The 19,949-nt window shown below is 70.2% G+C and carries 19 protein-coding genes; 13 read left to right on the forward strand and 6 right to left on the reverse strand.

The window, feature by feature from the left end; all coding sequences use genetic code 11:
* Window positions 1-21: 21 nt before the first annotated feature.
* On the forward strand, window positions 22-657 hold the full coding sequence (locus AB3M34_RS08170) for an MOSC domain-containing protein (RefSeq protein WP_370618897.1): 636 nt from the start codon (window positions 22-24) through the stop codon (window positions 655-657).
* A gap of 186 nt (window positions 658-843) precedes the next feature.
* Window positions 844-2,679 carry an AMP-dependent synthetase/ligase gene (locus tag AB3M34_RS08175; RefSeq protein ID WP_370618899.1) on the forward strand — a complete coding sequence of 612 codons (1,836 nt, stop codon included), beginning with the start codon at window positions 844-846 and terminating at the stop codon, window positions 2,677-2,679.
* 130 nt (window positions 2,680-2,809) lie between these two features.
* Here the strand turns inward: AB3M34_RS08175 and hemW are convergent, their stop codons facing one another.
* A complete protein-coding gene (gene hemW / locus AB3M34_RS08180) occupies window positions 2,810-4,039 on the reverse strand; it encodes a radical SAM family heme chaperone HemW (protein ID WP_370618901.1) in 1,230 nt (409 codons plus the stop codon).
* Window positions 4,040-4,131: 92 nt separating this feature from the next.
* Here hemW and AB3M34_RS08185 point away from each other — a divergent pair, with 92 nt between their 5' ends.
* From AB3M34_RS08185 to AB3M34_RS08195, 3 genes are read left to right on the forward strand one after another with little or no spacing between them, the layout of a single operon-like run.
* Window positions 4,132-4,524 carry a GntR family transcriptional regulator gene (locus tag AB3M34_RS08185; RefSeq protein WP_370618903.1) on the forward strand — a complete coding sequence of 131 codons (393 nt, stop codon included), beginning with the start codon at window positions 4,132-4,134 and terminating at the stop codon, window positions 4,522-4,524.
* Complete coding sequence (locus AB3M34_RS08190) at window positions 4,521-5,420, forward strand: ABC transporter ATP-binding protein (RefSeq protein WP_370618905.1); 900 nt, start codon at window positions 4,521-4,523, stop codon at window positions 5,418-5,420. Before AB3M34_RS08185 ends, AB3M34_RS08190 begins: the two co-directional genes overlap by 4 nt.
* Window positions 5,417-6,460, forward strand: coding sequence for an ABC transporter permease subunit (locus AB3M34_RS08195; protein ID WP_370618907.1), 1,044 nt, complete (start codon window positions 5,417-5,419; stop codon window positions 6,458-6,460). Before AB3M34_RS08190 ends, AB3M34_RS08195 begins: the two co-directional genes overlap by 4 nt.
* A 16-nt stretch (window positions 6,461-6,476) precedes the next feature.
* Here AB3M34_RS08195 and AB3M34_RS08200 read toward each other — a convergent pair whose 3' ends face one another.
* Window positions 6,477-7,328 carry a DUF3097 domain-containing protein gene (locus AB3M34_RS08200; protein WP_370619973.1) on the reverse strand — a complete coding sequence of 284 codons (852 nt, stop codon included), beginning with the start codon at window positions 7,326-7,328 and terminating at the stop codon, window positions 6,477-6,479.
* Between the two features lie 126 nt (window positions 7,329-7,454).
* Between AB3M34_RS08200 and hrcA the strand changes: the two genes are divergently transcribed.
* From hrcA to era, 7 genes are all read left to right on the forward strand, one after another.
* Window positions 7,455-8,474 (forward strand): heat-inducible transcriptional repressor HrcA, encoded by a 1,020-nt coding sequence (gene hrcA / locus AB3M34_RS08205; RefSeq protein WP_370619975.1) that lies wholly within the window; start codon window positions 7,455-7,457, stop codon window positions 8,472-8,474.
* A 31-nt stretch (window positions 8,475-8,505) separates the two neighbouring features.
* Window positions 8,506-9,648: a molecular chaperone DnaJ gene (gene dnaJ, locus AB3M34_RS08210; protein WP_370618909.1), complete on the forward strand. Its 1,143-nt coding sequence runs from the start codon at window positions 8,506-8,508 to the stop codon at window positions 9,646-9,648.
* A 128-nt stretch (window positions 9,649-9,776) separates the two neighbouring features.
* On the forward strand, window positions 9,777-10,772 hold the full coding sequence (locus AB3M34_RS08215; RefSeq protein WP_370618911.1) for a PhoH family protein: 996 nt from the start codon (window positions 9,777-9,779) through the stop codon (window positions 10,770-10,772).
* The gene (gene ybeY / locus AB3M34_RS08220; protein ID WP_370618913.1) at window positions 10,750-11,253 is read left to right on the forward strand and encodes an rRNA maturation RNase YbeY; all 504 of its coding nucleotides are present in this window, start codon (window positions 10,750-10,752) and stop codon (window positions 11,251-11,253) included. The genes AB3M34_RS08215 and ybeY overlap by 23 nt, the downstream gene beginning before the upstream one ends.
* Window positions 11,253-12,560 (forward strand): hemolysin family protein, encoded by a 1,308-nt coding sequence (locus AB3M34_RS08225; RefSeq protein ID WP_370618915.1) that lies wholly within the window; start codon window positions 11,253-11,255, stop codon window positions 12,558-12,560. The genes ybeY and AB3M34_RS08225 overlap by 1 nt, the downstream gene beginning before the upstream one ends.
* Window positions 12,561-12,583: 23 nt before the next feature.
* The gene (locus AB3M34_RS08230; protein ID WP_370618916.1) at window positions 12,584-12,940 is read left to right on the forward strand and encodes a cytidine deaminase; all 357 of its coding nucleotides are present in this window, start codon (window positions 12,584-12,586) and stop codon (window positions 12,938-12,940) included.
* Window positions 12,937-13,854: a GTPase Era gene (gene era, locus AB3M34_RS08235; protein WP_370618918.1), complete on the forward strand. Its 918-nt coding sequence runs from the start codon at window positions 12,937-12,939 to the stop codon at window positions 13,852-13,854. The genes AB3M34_RS08230 and era overlap by 4 nt, the downstream gene beginning before the upstream one ends.
* Before the next feature lie 53 nt (window positions 13,855-13,907).
* Here era and AB3M34_RS08240 read toward each other — a convergent pair whose 3' ends face one another.
* From AB3M34_RS08240 to AB3M34_RS08250, 3 genes are all read right to left on the reverse strand, one after another.
* On the reverse strand, window positions 13,908-14,822 hold the full coding sequence (locus AB3M34_RS08240; protein ID WP_370618920.1) for a septum formation family protein: 915 nt from the start codon (window positions 14,820-14,822) through the stop codon (window positions 13,908-13,910).
* A 93-nt stretch (window positions 14,823-14,915) separates the two neighbouring features.
* The gene (locus AB3M34_RS08245; RefSeq protein ID WP_370618922.1) at window positions 14,916-15,770 is read right to left on the reverse strand and encodes a septum formation family protein; all 855 of its coding nucleotides are present in this window, start codon (window positions 15,768-15,770) and stop codon (window positions 14,916-14,918) included.
* Window positions 15,771-15,804: 34 nt separating this feature from the next.
* Window positions 15,805-16,302 (reverse strand): flavodoxin family protein, encoded by a 498-nt coding sequence (locus AB3M34_RS08250; RefSeq protein ID WP_370618924.1) that lies wholly within the window; start codon window positions 16,300-16,302, stop codon window positions 15,805-15,807.
* Between the two features lie 193 nt (window positions 16,303-16,495).
* Here AB3M34_RS08250 and leuA point away from each other — a divergent pair, with 193 nt between their 5' ends.
* On the forward strand, window positions 16,496-18,211 hold the full coding sequence (leuA, locus tag AB3M34_RS08255) for a 2-isopropylmalate synthase (RefSeq protein WP_370618925.1): 1,716 nt from the start codon (window positions 16,496-16,498) through the stop codon (window positions 18,209-18,211).
* A gap of 32 nt (window positions 18,212-18,243) precedes the next feature.
* Here the strand turns inward: leuA and AB3M34_RS08260 are convergent, their stop codons facing one another.
* The gene (locus tag AB3M34_RS08260; protein WP_370618927.1) at window positions 18,244-19,896 is read right to left on the reverse strand and encodes an MFS transporter; all 1,653 of its coding nucleotides are present in this window, start codon (window positions 19,894-19,896) and stop codon (window positions 18,244-18,246) included.
* Window positions 19,897-19,949 lie beyond the last annotated feature (53 nt).

Genomic DNA, 19,949 nt, shown 5'->3' on the forward strand with positions numbered 1-19,949 from the left:
GCCCTGGCTACTCTGTGCGCCATGGGTGCGTACGTCGAGTCCGTCAACACGGGACGAGTCCGTGAGGTGCCGTGGGGCTCGCTCGGCCGCAGCGCGATCGACAAGCGCCCCGTCGAGGGCTCGTTGTCCGTCGGCTCGTACGGCCTGGACGGCGACGAGATCGGCGACCTGGAGCACCACGGCGGGCTCGACCAGGCGGTGTACGCGTACGCCGCCGAGGACCTTGCCGCCTGGTCGGACGAGCTCGGACGCGAGGTGATGCCCGGGCAGTTCGGTGAGAACCTCACGACCCGCGGCCTGGACGTCACGGGGGCGGTCGTCGGTGAGCGCTGGCGGATCGGCACGGCGCTGCTGGAGGTCTGTGCGGTCCGCATCCCGTGCAGGGTGTTCGCCGGCTTCGTGGACGAGCAGCGCTGGCTGAAGCGGTTCACGGAGCGTGGGGTTCCCGGCGCGTACCTCCGGGTCGTCGCGCCGGGTGCGCTCTGCGTCGGCGACGCCGTCGAGGTCGTCGACGTGCCGGTCCATGGCGTGACCATCGGACTCACGTTCCGCGCGCTCACCACCGACCGCGCCCTGCTCCCACGTCTGCTCGACGCGCCGGCCCTCGCTTCGAAGGCGCGCACGAAGGCTGAGCGGTACGTCGCCGCGCAGGTCTAGAGACGAGAGTTCCGACCAATCGGGTTGCGCGCGACAACCGTCTCGACTCGCCTGGAATTACTTGGGGTACTGATCGGTAACGATTACCCGCACGGGTGTGCCGGTGGTCACAGCGATCGCGTACGATTCCGCTAATCCGTGATCCCCATCACCACCCCGAACTTCCAGCGATGAGGTGCACCACTAATGGCCAACGCCGCGACGCCCGAGCAGCTGCAGACGATCGAGTCTCGTGCCAAGAACGTCGGCGAGATGTTCTTCGCCCGGGTCCGTGAGACCCCCAACCGTGAGGCCTACCGCTACCCCGTCGGCGAGAACTGGCGCTCCCTCACCTGGGGCGAGACCGGTGCCGTCGTCTCCCGCATCGCCGCCGGCCTGATCTCGCTCGGCATCGCGCCCGAGGAGCGGGTCGCCATCGCGTCCGGCACCCGCTACGAGTGGATCCTGGCCGACCTCGGCATCATGGCCGCGAGCGGCGCGACCACGACGGTCTACCCGACGAGCGTGACCGACGACGTCGCCTACATCCTCGCTGACTCGGCCAGCCGTGTCGTCTTCGCGGAGGACGCGACGCAGCTCGCCAAGCTCCAGGAGAAGCGCAGCGAGCTTCCCGAGGTCACCAAGGTCGTCCTCTTCGACGGCGAGGACGACAGCGACTGGGTCATCACGCTGGCCGAGCTCGAGCAGCTGGGTGAGAAGCTCCTCGCCGAGCAGCCGTCAGTCGTCGAGGACCGCGTCGCGGCGACGCCGTCGGACCAGCTGGCGACCCTCATCTACACGTCCGGCACGACCGGTCGTCCCAAGGGCGTGCGCCTGACGCACGACTCGTGGACGTACGAGGGCGCCGCGGTGGCTGCCGGCGGATACATCACCATCGACGACCTCCAGTACCTCTGGCTGCCGATGGCCCACTCGTTCGGCAAGGTGCTGCTCTCGACCCAGCTGCAGATCGGGTTCCCGACCGCCGTCGACGGCAACATCCCCAAGATCGTCGACAACCTCGCCGTGGTGAAGCCGACGTTCATGGGTGCCGCGCCCCGCATCTTCGAGAAGGCGTACGGCCGCATCGTCGGCATGATGGAGGAGGAGGGCGGGGTCAAGCTCAAGCTCTTCACCTGGGCGACCAAGGTCGCTGCCGAGGTCAAGTCCCTCGAGCGGCAGGGCAAGAAGGTCCCCGCGGGCCTGGCCTTCCAGCACAGGCTCGGCGACAAGCTGGTGCTGTCGAAGGTGCGCGAGCGCTTCGGCGGACGCGTGCGCTTCTTCATCTCGGGCGCCTCCGCGCTGTCCCAGGAGGTCGCCGAGTGGTTCGAGGCGGCCGGCATCCTCATCCTCGAGGGCTACGGCCTCACCGAGAGCGCGGCCGGGTCGTTCGTCAACCACCCCGACCAGTACAAGCTCGGCACCGTCGGCCTCCCGATGCCCGGCACCGAGGTCAAGATCGCCGAGGACGGCGAGATCCTGATCAAGGGCCCCGGCATCATGCAGGGCTACCACAACCTCGAGAGCGAGTCCGCCTCGACGGTGACCGAGGACGGCTGGCTCGCGACCGGTGACATCGGCTCGATCGACGACGAGGGTTTCCTCCGGATCACCGACCGCAAGAAGGACCTCTTCAAGACGTCGGGCGGCAAGTACGTCGCGCCGTCGCACGTCGAGGGCATCTTCAAGGGTGTCTGCCCGCTGGCGAGCCAGATGATCGTCCACGGCAACAACCGCAACTTCGTCACCGCGCTGATCACCATCGATCCCGACGCCGCCACGCTGTTCGCCGAGAACCACGGGCTCAGCGGCAAGTCGTACGCCGAGATCGTGACCTCGCCGCAGATGGACAAGGCGATCACCGGATACGTCGAGGAGCTCAACTCCAAGCTCAACCGCTGGGAGACCGTCAAGAAGTGGAAGGTCCTCGACCGCGACCTGTCGGTCGAGGAGGGCGAGATCACGCCCAGCCTGAAGCTGAAGCGCAAGTTCGTCGAGGGCAAGTACGCCGCGATCCTCGACGAGTTCTACGCCGGCGCCTGATCCCGCCGTACGCCAGGGCCGCACCTCCCAGCTGGGAGGTGCGGCCCTTCGTTTGAGGTGTTCACACCCGATCAGTCATGATCCCACCTCACTGCAGAGGTGGGATCATCGCGCTTCAGGTGTGAACACCTCAAACGAGCAGCCGGCGTACGACCGCGTCTGCGAGCAGGCGGCCGCGAAGCGTGAGGACGACGAGCCCGGCCTCGGCCGGGCGCGTCTCGACGAGGCCGTCGGACACGAGCGCCGGGACGACGGCTCGTCCTGCCGCGTCGAGGCGCTCCGTCGTCATCCCGTCCCGCAGCCGCGACTCCAGCAGGACCTGCTCCACTCGCCGGGTCTCGGCGTCGAGAACCTCGCGGCCGTGGCCGGGGGAGCGCCCGTCGGCGAGCCGCTTCGCGTACGCGGCCGGGTGCTTCACGTTCCACCAGCGTGTGCCGGCGACGTGGCTGTGCGCCCCCGGGCCGAAGCCCCACCAGTCGGCGCCCGTCCAGTAGAGCTCGTTGTGCCGGCAGCGGGCGGCTTCGTCGCGTGCCCAGTTCGACAGCTCGTACCAGCCCAGACCGGCTCCGCCGAGACGCGCGTCCGCGGCGGCGTACATGTCGGCCATCAGGTCGTCGTCCGGCGCGGCGATCTCGCCGCGCGTGACTCGCCGAGCCAACGCCGTACCGTCCTCGACGATCAGGGCGTAGGCGCTGACGTGGTCGGGCTCGAGCGCGAGCGCCGTCTCCAGGGACCGCTCCCAGTCCGCGAGCGACTCGCCGGGCGTCCCGTAGATCAGGTCGACGCTCACCTGCTCGAACCCTGCCTCGCGGGCCCACCGCACGACGTCCGGCAGCCGCGCGGGGTCGTGGGTGCGGTCGAGCGTGGCGAGGACGTGAGGCACGGCGGACTGCATGCCGTACGAGATCCGGGTGAATCCGTGCGAGCGGAGAGTGGCGAGCGACGCGGGCGTCACGCTGTCCGGGTTGGCCTCGGTGGTCGCCTCGTAGCCGTCGGCGAGGCCGAACGTCGCGTCGATCGCCTCCAGGATCCCGCCGAGATCGGCGGAGGCGAGCAGCGTGGGCGTCCCGCCACCGACGAAGACGGTCTCGACGGGCGGGAGGCGCCGGCCTTCGCGCCCCAGGACCGAGGCCGCCAGGTTGATCTCGGCGAGCACGGTGTCGGCGTACGAGTCGTGCGAGGCACCGGGGCCCAGCTCCGAGGACGTGTACGTGTTGAAGTCGCAGTATCCACAGCGTGTGACGCAGAACGGGACGTGCACGTAGACCCCGAACGGGGACTTTCCGACCGCGTCGAGCGCACCGTCGGGGAGAGAGCCGTCATCGGGGACGGGATCCCCTTCGGGCAGCGTGGACGGCATGCCTCCAGTCTCTCAGGGCCCTCCCAGCGACCGTTGCGCCCGCAGAGACGCTCATCTATAGTGCTACTCAGATAGTACATTAGGAGCATCGCATGATCGAGTTCCATCTGGACTCCCGATCCGGAGTCTCCGCCTACCTGCAGCTCGTGCAGCAGGTACGCCGCGCCCTTCGGCTCGGCCTTCTCGACGAGGGCGACCAGCTCCCTACCGTGAAGGACGTCGCCCGCCAGCTGGCGATCAACCCCAACACCGTGCTGAAGGCCTACCGCGACCTCGAGCGCGACGGCCTGGTCGCACCCCGACCGGGGGTCGGCACGTTCATCACGCGGACCCTCACCGACAACACTCTCGCGGCGCACGGCCCACTGCGCACCGACCTTCAGCGGTGGCTGTCCAAGGCCCGCCGCGCCGGCCTCGACGACGAGAGCATCGAGGCGCTGTTCATGACCAGCTTTCGGGCCGCCTCCGAGGAGGACATCGCATGACCACAGCACTGAGAACGCATGAGCTCGGCAAGAGGTACGGCCGAAGTCGCCACTGGGCCCTGAGGGACTGCACGCTCGATCTCCCGTCGGGCCGGGTGGTCGCCCTCGTCGGCCCGAACGGCGCCGGCAAGAGCACGCTGCTGGGGCTCGCTGCAGGGTTGCTCGCCCCGACAGCGGGTCGGGTCGAGGTGCTGGGCGAGGATCCGTCCTCCGGAGCCGAGCACCTCGCTCGCGTCGGCTTCGTGAGCCAGGACGCACCGACGTACCGCGGGATGAGCGTCGCCGACCACCTGCGACTCGGCGCGCACCTCAATCCGCGGTGGGACGAACGGATCGTCCGCGAGCGGATCGACCGGCTCGGCATCGACCCGCATCGTCGCACCGGCAGCCTGTCGGGCGGTCAGCGCGCCCAGATCGCGCTCACCATGGCCATCGGCAAGAGACCGGAGCTGCTCATCCTCGACGAGCCGGTCGCCGCGCTCGACCCGCTCGCCCGCCGCGAGTTCATGCAGGACCTGATGGAGGCTGTCGCGGAGCAGGGCCTCACCGTCGTTCTCTCCTCGCACCTGGTCTCCGACCTGGAGCGGGCCTGTGACTACCTGGTCGTGCTCGTCGACTCGCAGGTGCGGGTGGCCGGTGATCTCGACGACCTCCTCGCCTCTCACCGCCGCATGACGGGAGCGCGACGGGCCTCCGACACCGGCCCCGCCGGCCAGCACGTCGTCACGGCCAGCCACACCGACCGCCAGAGCACCTTCGTGGTCCGCACGGCAGCACCGATCGTGGATCCGTCGTGGGACGCCGCTCCGCTCGGGCTCGAGGACCTCGTGCTCGCCTACCTGCGCAGCGACGCCTCCTCCCAACGTCCACGCCCTACCGTGGAGGTGGTCCGATGACCTGGCTGACCTGGCGCCAGCTGCGCGGCCAGGCCGTTCCGACCGCCCTGGCCGTTGCTGTGCTGCTCGTCGCGCTGGCCGTGACCGGCCCGGGGATCGTCGACGCGGCGGAGGACGGGGCGAGCTCGTTCCTGACCGGGCTGAGCGCCGACGCGTTCAAGGTCACGCTCTACTACGCGGGCATCGCGGCGGCGTACGCACTGCCCCTGGTCGTGGGCGCCTTTTGGGGTGCGCCGATGGTGGCGCGCGAGCTGGAGGCGCGCACGCACCGCCTCGCGTGGAGCCAGTCGGTCACGCGGACGCGATGGCTCGCCTTCAAGCTCGGCGGCGCGGCCGTGGTCACGGCTGCGGTCGCGGGTCTGCTGTCGTGGGGCGTGACCTGGTGGTCGGGTCCCATCGAGCGCGCGATCGCGACTGGCGAGGGGACAGGCCCTTTCATGGTCTCGCGCATGGAGCCGGCAGTCTTCGGTGCTCGGGGCCTCGTCCCGGTCGGCTACGCGCTGCTCGCGCTCGCGATCGGGGTGCTGGCCGGGCTCGTGCTCCGGCGGACGGTGCTCGCGATGGCAGTGACCCTGGTGCTCGTCCTCGCCGTCCAGCTGCTCGTCGTGATCACCGTGCGCGCCCAGCTGGCGGATCCGCAGACCATCACCACCCCGATCACCGACGAGAACCTCGTCTCGCTGATGATCTCTGGCACGGAGGACGAGATAGAGAACGTGCAGGAGATCCGGGTCGGTACGGGACAGACCGGTGAGTGGGAGCTGTCCAACGTCACGCTCGACGCCGACGGGCAGCGGATGCGGACGCTGCCGGCGTGGGTCGCCGAGTGCGGTGGTCCGCCACCGGGGGAGAACGCCCCGGTGGAAGCCCGAGCAGCCTGCTTCGACCGGCTGGCGGACGAGGGCTACGTGCAACAGGTCACCGCTCACCCGGCCAGCCACTTCTGGACCTTGCAGTGGCGTGAGGCGGCGCTCGTGCTCGCGCTGGCGCTCGGACTGGGAGGGCTGTGCTTCTGGCGGATCCGCGCCGACGCGCCGTAGTCCTCGCAGCCGGTGCTCAGCGCGTGACGAAGTCGATGAGCTCCTCGACGCGTCCGAGCAGCGCCGGCTCGAGGTCGGCGTACGACCGGACCGACCCGAGGATGCGCTTCCACGCGTGAGCGATGTCGGCCTGCGAGCGGTGTGGCCAGCCGAGAGACTGGCAGATGCCGTGCTTCCACGACATGCTGCGCGGGATCACCGGCCACTTCTCGAGGCCGACTCGCTCCGGCTTCACCCCTTGCCAGATGTCGACGTAGGGGTGGCCGACGACGAGGACGTGCTGCTTGTACGGCCCGCGGAGCACCGCCTGGGCGATGCGGGACTCCTTCGAGCCGGGGACGAGGTGGTCGACGAGGACGCCGAGGTCGCGTCCCGGTCCCGGCTTGAAGCGCGCCACCACCGACGGCAGGTCGTCGACGCCCTCGAGGTACTCGACCGCGACCCCCTCCACCCGGAGGTCGTCGCCCCACACCTTCTCGACGAGCTCCGCGTCGTGTCGGCCCTCGACGTAGATGCGGCTCGCTCGCGCGACCCGCGCCTTCGTGTCCTGGACCGCGACGGAGCCGGAGGCGGTGTGAGTAGGCCGCGCCGGAGCAGCAGGGCGTGCCGGCGCGTTCAGGACGACCGGCTTGCCCTCCAGCAGGAAGCCCGGACCCAGGAGGAACGTCCGGCGTTTGCCGCGCCGGTCCTCGAGGTCGACGGTGCCGAGATCGCGGTCGGTACGGATGATCGCGCCGCAGAAGTCGGTCTCGACCTCCTCGACGACCATGCCGATCTCGGCCTCGACCTCGGTGGAGCGCCCGCGTTTGGGGACGCGCCAGTCGCCGGACAGGACGTCGGAGCCGTATCGGTCGTGAGCCACGAGCAGCAAACTAGCGGTTCGGGACGCGTCGGACCGGGAGCCACACGCGGCTGGTGCGGCTGGCTAGACTGGCACTCAGGGCGCGTGAGTGCCAAGGGCCGTGCTGGACGAGGAGGGATCGTGGCAGAGGTCGTGCTCGACGAGCGCAAGCTGGCCGTGCTGCGTGCCATCGTCGAGGACTACGTGGCGACGCAGGAGCCGGTCGGCTCCCGCGCCCTCGTCGACCGCCATCAGCTCGGTGTCTCGCCGGCGACGGTGCGCAACGACATGGCGATCCTCGAGGAGCACGGGTTCATCGCCCAGCCGCACACGAGTGCCGGGCGGATCCCGACGGACAAGGGCTACCGTCTGTTCGTCGACCGGCTCGCCTCCGTGCGACGGCTGAGCACGCCGGAGCGTCGCGCGATCGAGTCCTTCCTCGACGGTGCCGTGGACGTCGACGACGTCGTGCAGCGCAGCGTGCGGCTGCTGTCGCAGCTCACCCACCAGGTGGCGCTCGTCCAGTACCCGACGCTCACCCGGTCCACCGTGCGGCACGTCGAGCTGGTGCCGATGGAGCGCGGACGCATCCTCGTGGTGCTCATCACCTCCTCCGGTCGCGTCGACCAGCGGATCGTGGAGCTCCCCGAGGAGCCCAACGACCTGCTCCTCGTCGAGCTGCGCGGCAAGGTGATCGGTGCGGCGGTCGGCCAACGTCTCCCGGACGCCTCGGCCGGTGTCGCCGACCTGATCACCACGTTCAGGCCTGAGGAGCAGCCGATCGTGACGGCGGTCGTCGCCACCTTGACCCGCGCGTTCTCCGACGAGCGCGCCGACGAGCGCGTCGCCGTCGGGGGCGCCGCCAACCTCGCCAGGTTCGGCGCCGACTTCGACACCTCGATCAAGCCGGTGCTCGAGGCGTTGGAGGAGCACGTCGTGCTGCTCAAGCTTCTCGGTGAGGCGACCTCGCCGAGCATGCTGACGGTGCGCATCGGTGCGGAGGTGCCGTACGAGGAGCTCTCGGCGACCTCGCTGGTCGCCACCGCGTACGGCACGAGCACGGAGCCCCTCGCCACCCTCGGCGTCGTCGGCCCCACCCGGATGGACTACCCGGGCACGATGGCGGCGGTGCGCGCCGTCGCCCGATACGTCGGCCAGACCCTCAGCGACTGAACAGAAGCGACCGAGAGACAGACAAGGACGCATGAGCCAGGACTACTACGAGACCCTCGGTGTCAGCCGTGACGCGAGCCCCGAGGAGATCAAGAAGGCGTACCGTCGGTTGGCGCGCGCCCTGCACCCGGACGTCAACCCTGATCCGGAGGCGCAGGAGCGCTTCAAGACCGTCACCGTGGCGTACGAGGTGCTGTCGGACCCCGAGAAGCGCTCGTTCTACGACCGTGGCGGCGATCCCCTGAGCAATGCCGGCGGCGGTGGTTTCGGTGCCGGCTTCTCGTTCAGCGACATCATGGACGCGTTCTTCGGCCAGCAGACGCAGCGCGGTCCGCGTGGTCGTACCCGCCGCGGCAACGACGCCCTCATCCGCATCAGCGTGTCGCTCGCCGACGCGGCCTTCGGCACGACCCGTGAGCTCAAGGTCGACACCGCGGTCGTGTGTGCGACGTGCCACGGCAACGGGTCCGCCGACGGTGCCGAGCCGGTGACCTGCCAGACGTGCCGGGGCAGGGGAGAGGTCCAGCACGTGCAGCGCTCGTTCCTGGGCGACATCCGTACGGCGCGCCAGTGCCCGACCTGCCAGGGCTTCGGCAGCGTCATCGTGAACCCGTGCGAGGAGTGCGCCGGCGACGGCCGTGTCCGCAGCCGCCGCACGCTCACGATCAAGGTTCCGGGCGGCGTCGACACCGGCACCCGGATCCAGCTCACCGGCGAGGGCGAGGTCGGCCCCGGAGGCGGCCCGGCCGCCGACCTGTACGTCGAGGTCGAGGTCGAGCCCCACCAGGTCTACACCCGCTCCGACGACGACCTCTATTGCGACGTCCGTGTCCCGATGACGGCCGCGGCGCTCGGCACCCAGATCGATCTGCCGACCCTCGAGGCCGACACCGGTGTCGATGCCGCCGAGGCGACGATCGCGTTCGACATCGCACCCGGGACCCAGTCCGGCGAGACGGTCACGATCCGCGGCCGCGGCGTCCCGCACCTGCGCGGTGTCGGGCGTGGCGACCTCCTCGTACGCGTCGTGGTGGAGACCCCGACGAGGCTCGACGACCGCCAGCGCGAGCTGCTCGGCCAGCTGGCGTCGGAGCGCGGCGAGGAGCTGGTCGAGCCGGAGTTCGCTGCTCCGCACCGTGGAGTCTTCGGCCGGATCCGCGACGTCTTCCGCTGATCGCCCCGGCCGGGCCCGATGCGCCCGGCCGAACGAGGACAGAATCACGCTCGCACACCGTCACCCGAGCCGCCTACGATGGAGTGGTCCGTACGACGCGAAGGAGAACTGCCCCCGAGGGGGCGCCGATGAGTACACCTGAACCCCTGCAGCACACCGTGACGATCCCGGCGAGCATCCCGATGGTGTCGTTGCTCGGCCCCGCAGACGAGTTCCTCCGGCTGGTCGAGTCGAGCTTCGACGCCGACATCCATGTCCGGGGCAACCAGGTCACGATCCGCGCGACGGCAGCCGAGTCTGCCCTGGTCGAGCGCCTCCTCGAGGAGCTCGTCACCATGATCCGCACCGGTCAGGGTCTGACGACCGAGACCATCGAGCGGAGCATCACGATCCTCCGGACGGAGACCGAGGAGCGCCCGGCCGACGTGCTGAGCCTCAACATCCTCTCCAACCGCGGCCGGACGATCCGTCCCAAGACGCTCAACCAGAAGCGCTACGTCGACGCGATCGACAAGCACACCATCGTCTTCGGGATCGGGCCCGCCGGCACCGGCAAGACCTACCTCGCGATGGCGAAGGCCGTGCAGGCGCTGCAGGCCAAGGACGTCAACCGGATCATCCTGACCCGGCCTGCCGTCGAGGCCGGCGAGAACCTCGGCTTCCTGCCCGGCACGCTCAGCGAGAAGATCGACCCCTACCTGCGCCCGCTGTACGACGCGCTGCACGACATGCTCGACCCGGAGACGATCCCCAAGCTGCTCGCGGCCGGGACGATCGAGGTCGCGCCGCTGGCCTACATGCGTGGCCGCACGCTCAACGACGCCTTCATCATCCTCGACGAGGCACAGAACACCTCGCCCGAGCAGATGAAGATGTTCCTGACACGGCTCGGCTTCGGCTCCAAGATGGTCGTGACCGGCGACATCACGCAAATCGACCTCCCCGGTGGCCAGCGCAGCGGCCTCCGCGTGGTGCGCGAGATCCTCGACGGGGTCCGTGACATCTCGTTCCCGCAGCTGACCTCCGCCGACGTCGTCCGCCACAAGCTGGTCGGCCGCATCGTGGCCGCGTACGACGAGTTCGAGGGCGAGGGCGAGGGGCATGAACGTCGACGTACTCGATGAGTCGAGCTACCGAGACTCCGACGGCGTCGCCGTCGACGTGGTCCGTCTGACGCGCCTCGCCCAGTTCGTCATGGAAGAGATGCGGCTCGCACCGGCGACCGAGATGACGATGATCGTCGTCGATCCGCCGACCATGACCGAGTACAACGAGAAGTGGATGGACAAGAAGGGGCCCACCGACGTCCTGTCCTTCCCGATGGACGAGCTGCGGCCGGGCACCGACGACCTCGACGCGGAGGAGGGATACCTCGGTGACATGGTCCTGTGTCCCGAGGTCGCCCAGAAGGACGCCGAGTCCGAGGGTCTCGTGCTGCGCGACCACCTCGAGCTGTTGACGGTGCACGGCATCCTGCACCTGCTGGGCTACGACCACGCGGAGCCCGAGGAGCACCAGGAGATGTTCTCCCTGCAGGACGAGCTGCTGGGCCGGTGGCGCGACGGTCGGTCCGACCGGCAGGACGCGGTGGGGGCGGGCTCGTGATGACCGTCGACGTGTGGCTCACCGCCACGGCCGTGGTCCTGGTCTTCCTCGCCGGGCTCCTCGCCAGCGCCGACGCCGCGCTCTCGACGTTCTCGAAGGCCCGCGCCGACGAGCTCGTCGCCGAGGGCCGCTCGGGCGCGACGAAGGTGGTGGCGATCGTCCGCGATCCCGCCCCCTACATCAACACCGCGCTGCTGCTGCGCATCCTGTCCGAGACCGGTGCGGTCGTGATGGTCGCGGTCGTGTTCGTGCACGCGTTCTCCGGCCAGTGGCTGCAGGTCCTGCTCGCGACGATCGTGATGACGGTGGTCTCGTTCGTGGCGATCGGCGTCGGCCCCCGGACCCTCGGCCGCCAGAACTCCGAGCGCGTCGCCCTGCTGTCCGCGGCGCCCCTGGCGGCGATCACCCGCATCCTCGGTCCCGTGCCGCGCCTCCTCATCCTCATCGGCAACGCGCTCACGCCCGGCAAGGGCTTCCGTGAGGGGCCGTTCTCGTCGGAGGCCGAGCTGCGCGAGATGGTGGACCTCGCCGAGCAGAACGCGCTGATCGAGTCCGGCGAGCGTCAGATGATCCACTCGGTGTTCGAGCTCGGCGACACTGTCGTCCGCGAGGTCATGGTCCCGCGCACCGACGTGGTGTTCATCGAGCGCACCAAGAAGCTGCGCCAGGCGATGTCGCTCGCGCTGCGCAGCGGATACTCACGCATCCCCGTCACCGGCGACAGCCTCGACGACGTCGTCGGCATGGCGTACCTCAAGGACGTCACCAAGCGGGTCTTCGACAACCGTGAGGCCGAGACGACCGAGCGGGTCGAGTCCGTCATGCGACCGTGCCTCTACGTCCCCGACTCCAAGCCTGCCGCGGACCTCCTCCGGGAGATGCAGGCCCACCGCACGCACGTCGCGATCGTCGTCGACGAGTACGGCGGCACGGCGGGCATGGTGACGATCGAGGACGTCCTCGAGGAGATCGTCGGTGAGATCACCGACGAGTACGACGCGCCGCCCGACGACGTCGAATACCTTGCCAACGGCTCCGTACGCATCAGCGCCCGCTACGACGTCGACGACCTGCAGGAGCTCTTCGGCGTCCCGATCGAGGACGACGACGTCGACTCCGTCGGTGGCCTCATGGCGAAGCACCTCGGCAAGGTCCCGATCGCGGGCAGCGAGCTCGCCCTCGACGGCCTGCGCTTCGTCGCGGAGGCGCCGAGCGGGCGCCGCAACCGCATCGGCAGTGTCCTCGTCAGTCGCGACGAGGTGGGCGGTGACTCCGAGGAGTCGGTCGGCGCATCGGCGTCCCACTGATGCCCGCCGATACCCTGGGCGGCATGGCACCCGAACCCATCAGCGTCGACGACCCTGAGGACCGCAAGATCCTGACCCTCGCTCGAGCCACTCGTGCACGGACCCGTGCCGCCGAGGGCGCCTCGGTCCGTGACCGCGACGGCCGCACGTACGCCGCGGCAACCGTCGAGCTGCCGACGTTGCGGCTGTCGGCTCTCAGCCTCGCCGTCGCCATGGCGGTGTCCTCCGGCGCGACCGGGCTCGAGGCGGCAGCCCTCAGCACCGATGCCGACGCCGTCAGCGAGGACGACCGACAGGTGATCCGTGACTTCGCCGGCGCCGGGGTGCCGGTGCTGCTCGCCGACCCTCAGGGTGTCGCGCGGACTCGGGTGGAGGCATGAGCGCCTTCAGGTCGGGCTTCGCATGCTTCGTCGGCCGGCCCAACGCCGGCAAGTCGACGCTGACGAACGCGCTCGTCGGCGACAAGGTCGCGATCACGTCGTCGCGTCCGCAGACGACGCGTCACGTGATCCGCGGACTCGTCCACACCCCCGACGCGCAGCTGATCCTGGTCGACACGCCGGGGCTCCACCGTCCGCGGACGCTGCTCGGTGAGCGCTTGAACGACCTGGTCCGCAGCACGTGGGCCGATGTCGACGTCGTCGGGGTCTGCCTCCCCGCGGACGAGAAGATCGGCCCGGGCGACCGCTACCTGATCGGCGAGCTCGCAAAGATCCGCCGGATGCCGATGATCGCGCTCGCCACCAAGACCGACAAGGTGGCGCCCGACCGGCTCCTGCAGCACCTCAGCGACATCGCTGCGACCGGTGACGAGCTGGGAGTCGACTGGAGGCACGTCGTCCCGGTGTCGGCGAAGTCCGGCTACCAGGTCGAGCACCTGCGCAACCTGCTGATCGACGAGCTGCCCGAAGGCGTCCCGCTGTACCCCGACGGTCAGCTGACCGACGAGCCCGAGGAGACGCTGGTCGCCGAGGTGATCCGTGAGGCGTCGCTGGAGGGTGTGCGCGACGAGCTGCCGCACTCGATCGCTGTCGTGATCGAGGAGATGGTCCCGCGCGAGGACCGCCCGGAGGACCGGCCGCTGGTCGACGTCCGTGCGGTGATCTTCGTGGAGCGCGACAGCCAGAAGGGCATCGTGATCGGCAAGGGCGGCGCTCGGCTGAGGCAGATCGGCTCCGACTCCCGCGGTCAGATCGAACGCATCCTCGGCACGCCGGTCTTCCTCGACCTGCGGGTCAAGGTGGCCAAGGACTGGCAGCGCGATCCGAAGCAGCTCCGCCGCCTCGGCTTCTAGCGTTCGCGAGCCACTTTCTGGGCGTTCGCGAGCCGCTCAGGGCGGCTCGCGGCCTAGTTGCGGGTCTTCGCGAAGCAGACGCCCCAGCGTTCCCCGCGCTGCCACGAGGTCTTGCTCGGCGAGATGTAGCCGTACTCGAACGACCCTCGCGTGTCGAGATAGCGGCGGACGCTCGTCGTGCACCGGTCGCGCATCGTCGACTGCGAGCGCTTGGACCCCGGGTACGACGCGGTCGGCGAGCCGAGGCGGATGCTGTCGATGCCACGCCACTGGTGCTTCGTCGAGCAGGCGACCGTGCCGACGGCGACGCGGATGTCACCGCGGACGCACTGCATGTAGCCGGTCGACCGCTTGCCGGTGAGTGCTCCCTTGGTCTTCGCGGGAAGGGCGGCGAGGCGGGTGGCGTTCGCGGAGAGCACCAGGTCGCACCGCATCCACGCAGCACCCTCGGCGGTCTGGGCCGGGCTGGGGACGCCCACGATGAAGCCGAACTGCGAGCGCTCGAACGTGGGACGGTCCTTGCCGAGGTAGCTGATCGCGGCCTTCTCGCAGATCGGCCGGGCTGCCTTGAGGATGCGGGTCGTGTTGTAGTTCGCGACGGCGGCCTTCAGCGGTGCAGGCATCGTGCGCACGAGGTACGTGAGGGCCGTCGCACCTGCACAGGGAACCGGTGCGGTGTCGTCGTCGCTGACGCGGAGCGTCGCGTCGACCGTGCCGGGCTTGCGGCACTCACCGGTCTTGGGGAGCGTCACGACCGGTGTCGTCGGCGTCGGCGACGGAGTGGGAGCCGCCGACTCGGTGGGAGGCAGCGTCCTGATCGGGGGCGTGGCCTCCGTCGTGGGGTCGTCGCCGGCACCGGCGAGGTCCGACGCCGAGCCGCAGGCAGCGACCAGGGTCAGGGCTCCGGCACCGAGCATGGCGACCACGAGGTTGCGGGTGCGGGTGCGGAGGTGACGCGGAGCCGTCACTGGACGTCCTCCCGGGGTTTCGGCGGCACGACGGCTGCCAGTGTACGGGGCGGGCCGCTACCCGAGGCCAGCTGCGCCCGACCTCGGCCGGCGTCAGTCGCGCGTCCGCGTCCAGCAGAGGCCGAACCGGTCACCGGACGCCCACGCGGCGCGGCTCGGCGGCAGCCAGCCGACGTCGATGTCGGCGGTGCTGTTGTCGGTGAACTCCCGCGCGGGCTGCTCGCAACGGGAGAGGACGTCCTGGCGTACGGCGGCACCACCCGGATAGGCGTCACGCGCCGCTCCCAGCCGGCGTGCCGCCACGGCCCGCCAGGTGTGGGGGAGTGCGCACGCGCGTCCGCCCTCGCCGGCGGCGATGCCGGCTCGACCGGTGCGCGCGCACCGGCCGTACCGGTCGAGCGCGCCGTCGTTCCTGAGGAGCCCGTGTGCCTTCACTGGCAGGGGCAGCAGGGTGGTGTCGCTGCGAGAGACGGCGACGTCGCACCGCAGCCACCGGGCGCCTGCCTCGAGGTCGTCGTCGCTGGGGACGAACCACGCGTACGTGGCCCGCGACAGCGCGAGACGTGCCGGTGTCGCCCGCAGGTAGGGGCGCAGAGCCGCACGACATCCGCGGTCGGCGGCCGTGGCGACCGCCGCGCCGTCGGCAGGATCGACCTCGTCGGGAAGCATCGCGACCAGGTAGGTCTGCGTGGTGTGCGGCTGGGTGCACGGGACCGGGGCGACGTCGAGCTGCGCCTCGTCGAGCTGCGCCGGTGTCAGTCGGTAGCACGCGTCGACGACCGGCCGTGGTGCCGCCGTGGGAGTAGGGGAGGCGCTCGGGCTGCTCGTGGTGCCGGTGGCATCCGGCTCGTCGGACGATCCGTCTCCCGTACAGGCGGTGAGACCGACCGTCAGGACGGCGGTGAGCGCTCCGAGGGCGCGGACGATGACGCGGTGCCGAGTAACCACGCCTCCACAGTAGGAGCAGTGGTGCTGTCCGCAATCAGGCGGAGAGGTGCGCGGCCAGGGTCGCCCCGAGCTCGTACGCTGCCGCGCGCTGGGGTTCGCCGACGTCGCCGAGGATCTCGAGGACGGGCGCCGCCTGCGTCCAGCCCAGCGCGCCGACGATCGACTGGACGGCGCGGACGGCACCGGTCGTGTCGTACCGGCCGTGGATCCACAGCCCGTACGGCTTGCTGCGGCGCGCCGGCCCGTCGCCGCCCCCGGCGGCCGAGCCGTCGTCGGCCAGCGCACCCCCGGCCTCGAGGAAGATCGTGTCGAAGAAGTGCTTCAGCGCCCCTGACATGTAGCCGAAGTTGGCCGGGGTGCCGAGCACGTACGCGTCGGCCGCGAGGACGTCGTCGGCGCGGGCCTCGAGCGCCGGGCGTACGACGACCTCGACGCGTTCGATCGCGGGGTCGTGCGCGCCGGCGGTCACGGCCTCGGCGAGCGCCTGGACTGACGCGGTGGGCGTGTGGTGGACGAGGAGCAAGGTGGCCACCCGGTGAGACTAGCGGGCGCCGTGGGTTATGCTCCTCGTAGCCATGTACTACGCGCGCCTCCTCCTTCGGTGCCGCGGCGAGGGTTCGCTCTAGGTCGGACCCCCTCGTCGCGGCGTTCGTCATGGCCGGCCGTCCGCCGCACCGCGGCGCCCCTCTTCAGGCGACGAGCCTTTCACCGAGCGAGGACCCACCATGGCCATCTCCCCTCAGCAGCCCAGCGGCATGCCGTACGAGCGCTACCCCGCCTTCCCGCCGATCGACATCCCCGACCGCACCTGGCCGTCGAAGACGATCACCGAGGCGCCGCGCTGGTTGTCGACCGATCTCCGCGACGGCAACCAGGCGCTGATCGACCCGATGACGCCCGCCCGCAAGCGCCGCATGTTCGACATGCTCGTACGCATGGGCTACAAGGAGATCGAGGTCGGTTTCCCGAGCGCCAGCGAGACGGACTTCGCCTTCGTCCGTCACCTCGTCGAGGACGACCTCATCCCTGACCACGTGACGATCTCGGTCCTGACCCAGGCCCGCGAGGACCTGATCGACCGCACGGCGCAGTCGTTGGTCGGGGCGAAGAACGCCAACATCCACCTCTACAACGCCGTCGCGCCGCTGTTCCGCCGAGTCGTCTTCGGCGTGGATCGTGACGAGTGCCGGGCGATCGCCGTACGCGGCACCGAGCTCGTCATGAAGTACGCCGACGAGTACCTGCAGGGCACCGACTTCGGCTACCAGTACTCGCCCGAGATCTTCACCGGCGCCGAGCTCGAGTTCTCGGTCGACGTGTGCGAGGCCGTCATGGACGTCTGGCAGCCCGAGGCCGGTCGCGAGATCATCCTCAACCTGCCCGCGACCGTCGAGATGGCGACGCCCAACACGTACGCCGACCAGATCGAGTGGTTCGGACGCGCCATCTCGCGCCGCGAGCACGTCGCGATCTCGCTGCACCCGCACAACGACCGCGGTACGGCGGTGGCCGCGACGGAGCTGGCGATGATGGCCGGCGCCGACCGCGTCGAGGGCTGCCTGTTCGGACACGGCGAGCGCACCGGCAACGTCGACCTGGTCACGCTGGGCATGAACCTCTTCAGCCAGGGCATCGACCCGCAGATCGACTTCTCCGACATCGACGAGGTCCGTCGCACCGTCGAGTACTGCACGGGGCTGCCGGTCCATCCGCGCCACCCGTACGCCGGCGATCTCGTCTACACGGCGTTCTCGGGTTCGCACCAGGACGCGATCAAGAAGGGTCTGGAGGACCTCGACCGTCAGGCCGTCGAGCGGGGCATCCCGGTCTCGGAGATGCCGTGGGAAGCCCCGTACCTGCCGATCGACCCCCACGACGTCGGTCGCTCGTACGAGGCCGTGATCCGCGTGAACAGCCAGTCCGGCAAGGGCGGCGTCGCGTACATCATGAAGTCCGAGCACAAGATGGACCTGCCGCGTCGGCTCCAGATCGAGTTCAGCCGGGTCGTCCAGTCGATGACGGAGGGTGAGGCCGGCGAGATGTCCGTCGACCAGATCTGGTCGGCGTTCTCCGCCGAGTACCTCGAGCGCACCACGCCGTACGCCCTGGAGGCGTTCCGTTCGTCGACGGACCACGACGGGCTCGACGAGCTGGTCGTCGACGTCCGCGTGGGTGACAACGTCCGGTCGCTCAAGGGCGAGGGCAACGGCCCCGTCGCTGCGTTCGTCGATGCCATCGGGTCGGTCAACGGTGACGTCCGGGTGCTCGACTACGCCGAGCACGCCCTCTCGTCGGGTGGCGACGCGGTCGCCGCGGCGTACGTCGAGTGCGAGATCGGGGACCAGATCGTCTGGGGCGTCGGCGTGGACCCGAGCATCGTGACGGCGTCGCTCAAGGCGGTCGTCTCCGCGGCGAACCGCGCCGCCGCAGCACGCGACTGACGCAGACCGTGCGGCCGCCGGGTCGTCGCTGATCAGCTCCGCGCGGCGTCTCGGCGACGCACGCGGGGGCGCTGAGGCGACCCGGCGCCGGTCGGTCCACCACGGGTGGTGTCTCGGGGGAGAGCCAGGGTCGCCGCGAGCCCACCGACGAGGATGACGGCCGCGACTGCGGTCGTGATCTTGCTGGCGGTGACCATCGACTCCTGCGCAGCGGCGCCCGCCGCGGCCGTCGCCGGCTCCTCCGCGAGCTCGGGGATCGCCGCGCCGGCGCTGTCACGCACGGCTGCGACGACCTGCTCCTGCTCGTACGCCGGCATCGTCGTCGTGGCGAGCTCGTCCGCCGTGCGAGAGGCGAGCGTGGAGATGAGCAGCCCGCCGAGCACGGCGACACCCAGCGCGGACCCGAGCTGGCGCACGGTCGTGAGGAACCCGGACGCCTGCCCGCTCGCGCCGAGCGGGATCTCGGCAAGGATCACGCTGGTCAGCTGCGCGGTCGCCATGCCGACGCCGGCACCGTACACGAACAGGAGCGCGGCGATCGCCGTTCCGCTCACCGTCAGGCTGATGACTGCCGCGATGCCGGCGACCGCGACGACCTCGAGGAGGAGTCCGATCCGGACGACGGCACGATGGCCGATCCGCGCGGTCAGCTGCGGCGTCGCGCCGGACACGAGGAACGTGCCCACAGCCAACCAGAGCACGAGGAAGCCGGTGCCCAGCGGTGTGTAGCCGAGGGCGCCTTGGAGGAGGAGCGGGAGCGTGAAGATGAGGCCAATCTCGCCCAGCGCGACGATCAGCGCGGCGATGGACCCGTAGCGCAGCGAACGGAACCGCATCAGCGTGAGGTCGATCAGCGTGACCCGTCCGGCGCGGCCACGCCTCGCCTCGACGACGACGAAGGCGACGACCAGGACGGTCCCGATACCGATCGCGAACGGTACGGGGGAGAGGGCACCGGACTCCTGGCGCCACCAGCCGTAGTACTGGCCTTCGATCAGGCCGAAGACGACACCACCGAGGCCGAGCGTCGACAGTGCGAGGCCGACCAGGTCGGTGCCGGGCTGAAGGTCGGGGTCCTTGGTCTCGTCCAGGACCTTCACGATGCCGAGCAGTGCGAGCAGACCGAAGGGCAGGTTGATCCAGAACGCCCAGCGCCAGCTCGAGTCGGTCGCGAGCCAGCCGCCGATGAGTGGCCCGACGGCAACCATGCCCCCGACGGTCGAGCCCCAGATCGCGAAGGCGATCCCCCGCGCGCGGCCGTGGAACGTCGCGTTGAGCGTGGAGAGAGTGCTGGGGACGATCATCGCGGCGCCGAGTCCCTGGACGAACCGGGCGGCGATCAGCATCTCCTGGCTCTGCGCGGCGCCGGCGACGAGGCTGGCGGCCATGAAGAGGACGAGGCCGATCGCGTAGACCCGCCGGCGGCCGTACTGGTCGCCGAAGCGTCCCGCCGCAAGGAGCACCGACGCCAGCATCAGCAGGTAGATCGCGTTCATCCACTGCGCGCCCGCGGCCGTCAGTCCGAGATCCTCGATGATCACGGGGACCGCGACGTTGACGATGGTCATGTCCATCACGACCAGGGCGACGCCCACCGAGACGGTGAGCATCGCGAGCCACTGCCGTCGCGTGATCGGGTCGTCCGTCGCGGCGGCAGAGTCGTCCGGTGCAGGCGTGTCGTTCATCGTGCTCCTCGGCTCGGCCGCGGCGGCGGAGCGGCCGGGCTGCGCAGAGCGTA

Origin of the sequence: Mumia sp. Pv4-285, assembly GCF_041320275.1 — a bacterium.
In the GTDB taxonomy this organism is placed as follows: domain Bacteria; phylum Actinomycetota; class Actinomycetes; order Propionibacteriales; family Nocardioidaceae; genus Mumia; species Mumia qirimensis.

Bases quoted from the DNA above. Each gene is read 5' to 3' on its own strand.
- AB3M34_RS08170 (WP_370618897.1), top strand. From the start codon at position 22: ATGGGTGCGTACGTCGAGTCCGTCAACACGGGACGAGTCCGTGAGGTG.
- AB3M34_RS08175 (WP_370618899.1), top strand. From the start codon at position 844: ATGGCCAACGCCGCGACGCCCGAGCAGCTGCAGACGATCGAGTCTCGT.
- hemW (WP_370618901.1), bottom strand. From the start codon at position 4,039: ATGCCGTCCACGCTGCCCGAAGGGGATCCCGTCCCCGATGACGGCTCT.
- AB3M34_RS08185 (WP_370618903.1), top strand. From the start codon at position 4,132: ATGATCGAGTTCCATCTGGACTCCCGATCCGGAGTCTCCGCCTACCTG.
- AB3M34_RS08190 (WP_370618905.1), top strand. From the start codon at position 4,521: ATGACCACAGCACTGAGAACGCATGAGCTCGGCAAGAGGTACGGCCGA.
- AB3M34_RS08195 (WP_370618907.1), top strand. From the start codon at position 5,417: ATGACCTGGCTGACCTGGCGCCAGCTGCGCGGCCAGGCCGTTCCGACC.
- dnaJ (WP_370618909.1), top strand. From the start codon at position 8,506: ATGAGCCAGGACTACTACGAGACCCTCGGTGTCAGCCGTGACGCGAGC.
- AB3M34_RS08215 (WP_370618911.1), top strand. From the start codon at position 9,777: ATGAGTACACCTGAACCCCTGCAGCACACCGTGACGATCCCGGCGAGC.
- ybeY (WP_370618913.1), top strand. From the start codon at position 10,750: ATGAACGTCGACGTACTCGATGAGTCGAGCTACCGAGACTCCGACGGC.
- AB3M34_RS08225 (WP_370618915.1), top strand. From the start codon at position 11,253: ATGACCGTCGACGTGTGGCTCACCGCCACGGCCGTGGTCCTGGTCTTC.
- AB3M34_RS08230 (WP_370618916.1), top strand. From the start codon at position 12,584: ATGGCACCCGAACCCATCAGCGTCGACGACCCTGAGGACCGCAAGATC.
- era (WP_370618918.1), top strand. From the start codon at position 12,937: ATGAGCGCCTTCAGGTCGGGCTTCGCATGCTTCGTCGGCCGGCCCAAC.
- leuA (WP_370618925.1), top strand. From the start codon at position 16,496: ATGGCCATCTCCCCTCAGCAGCCCAGCGGCATGCCGTACGAGCGCTAC.
- AB3M34_RS08260 (WP_370618927.1), bottom strand. From the start codon at position 19,896: ATGAACGACACGCCTGCACCGGACGACTCTGCCGCCGCGACGGACGAC.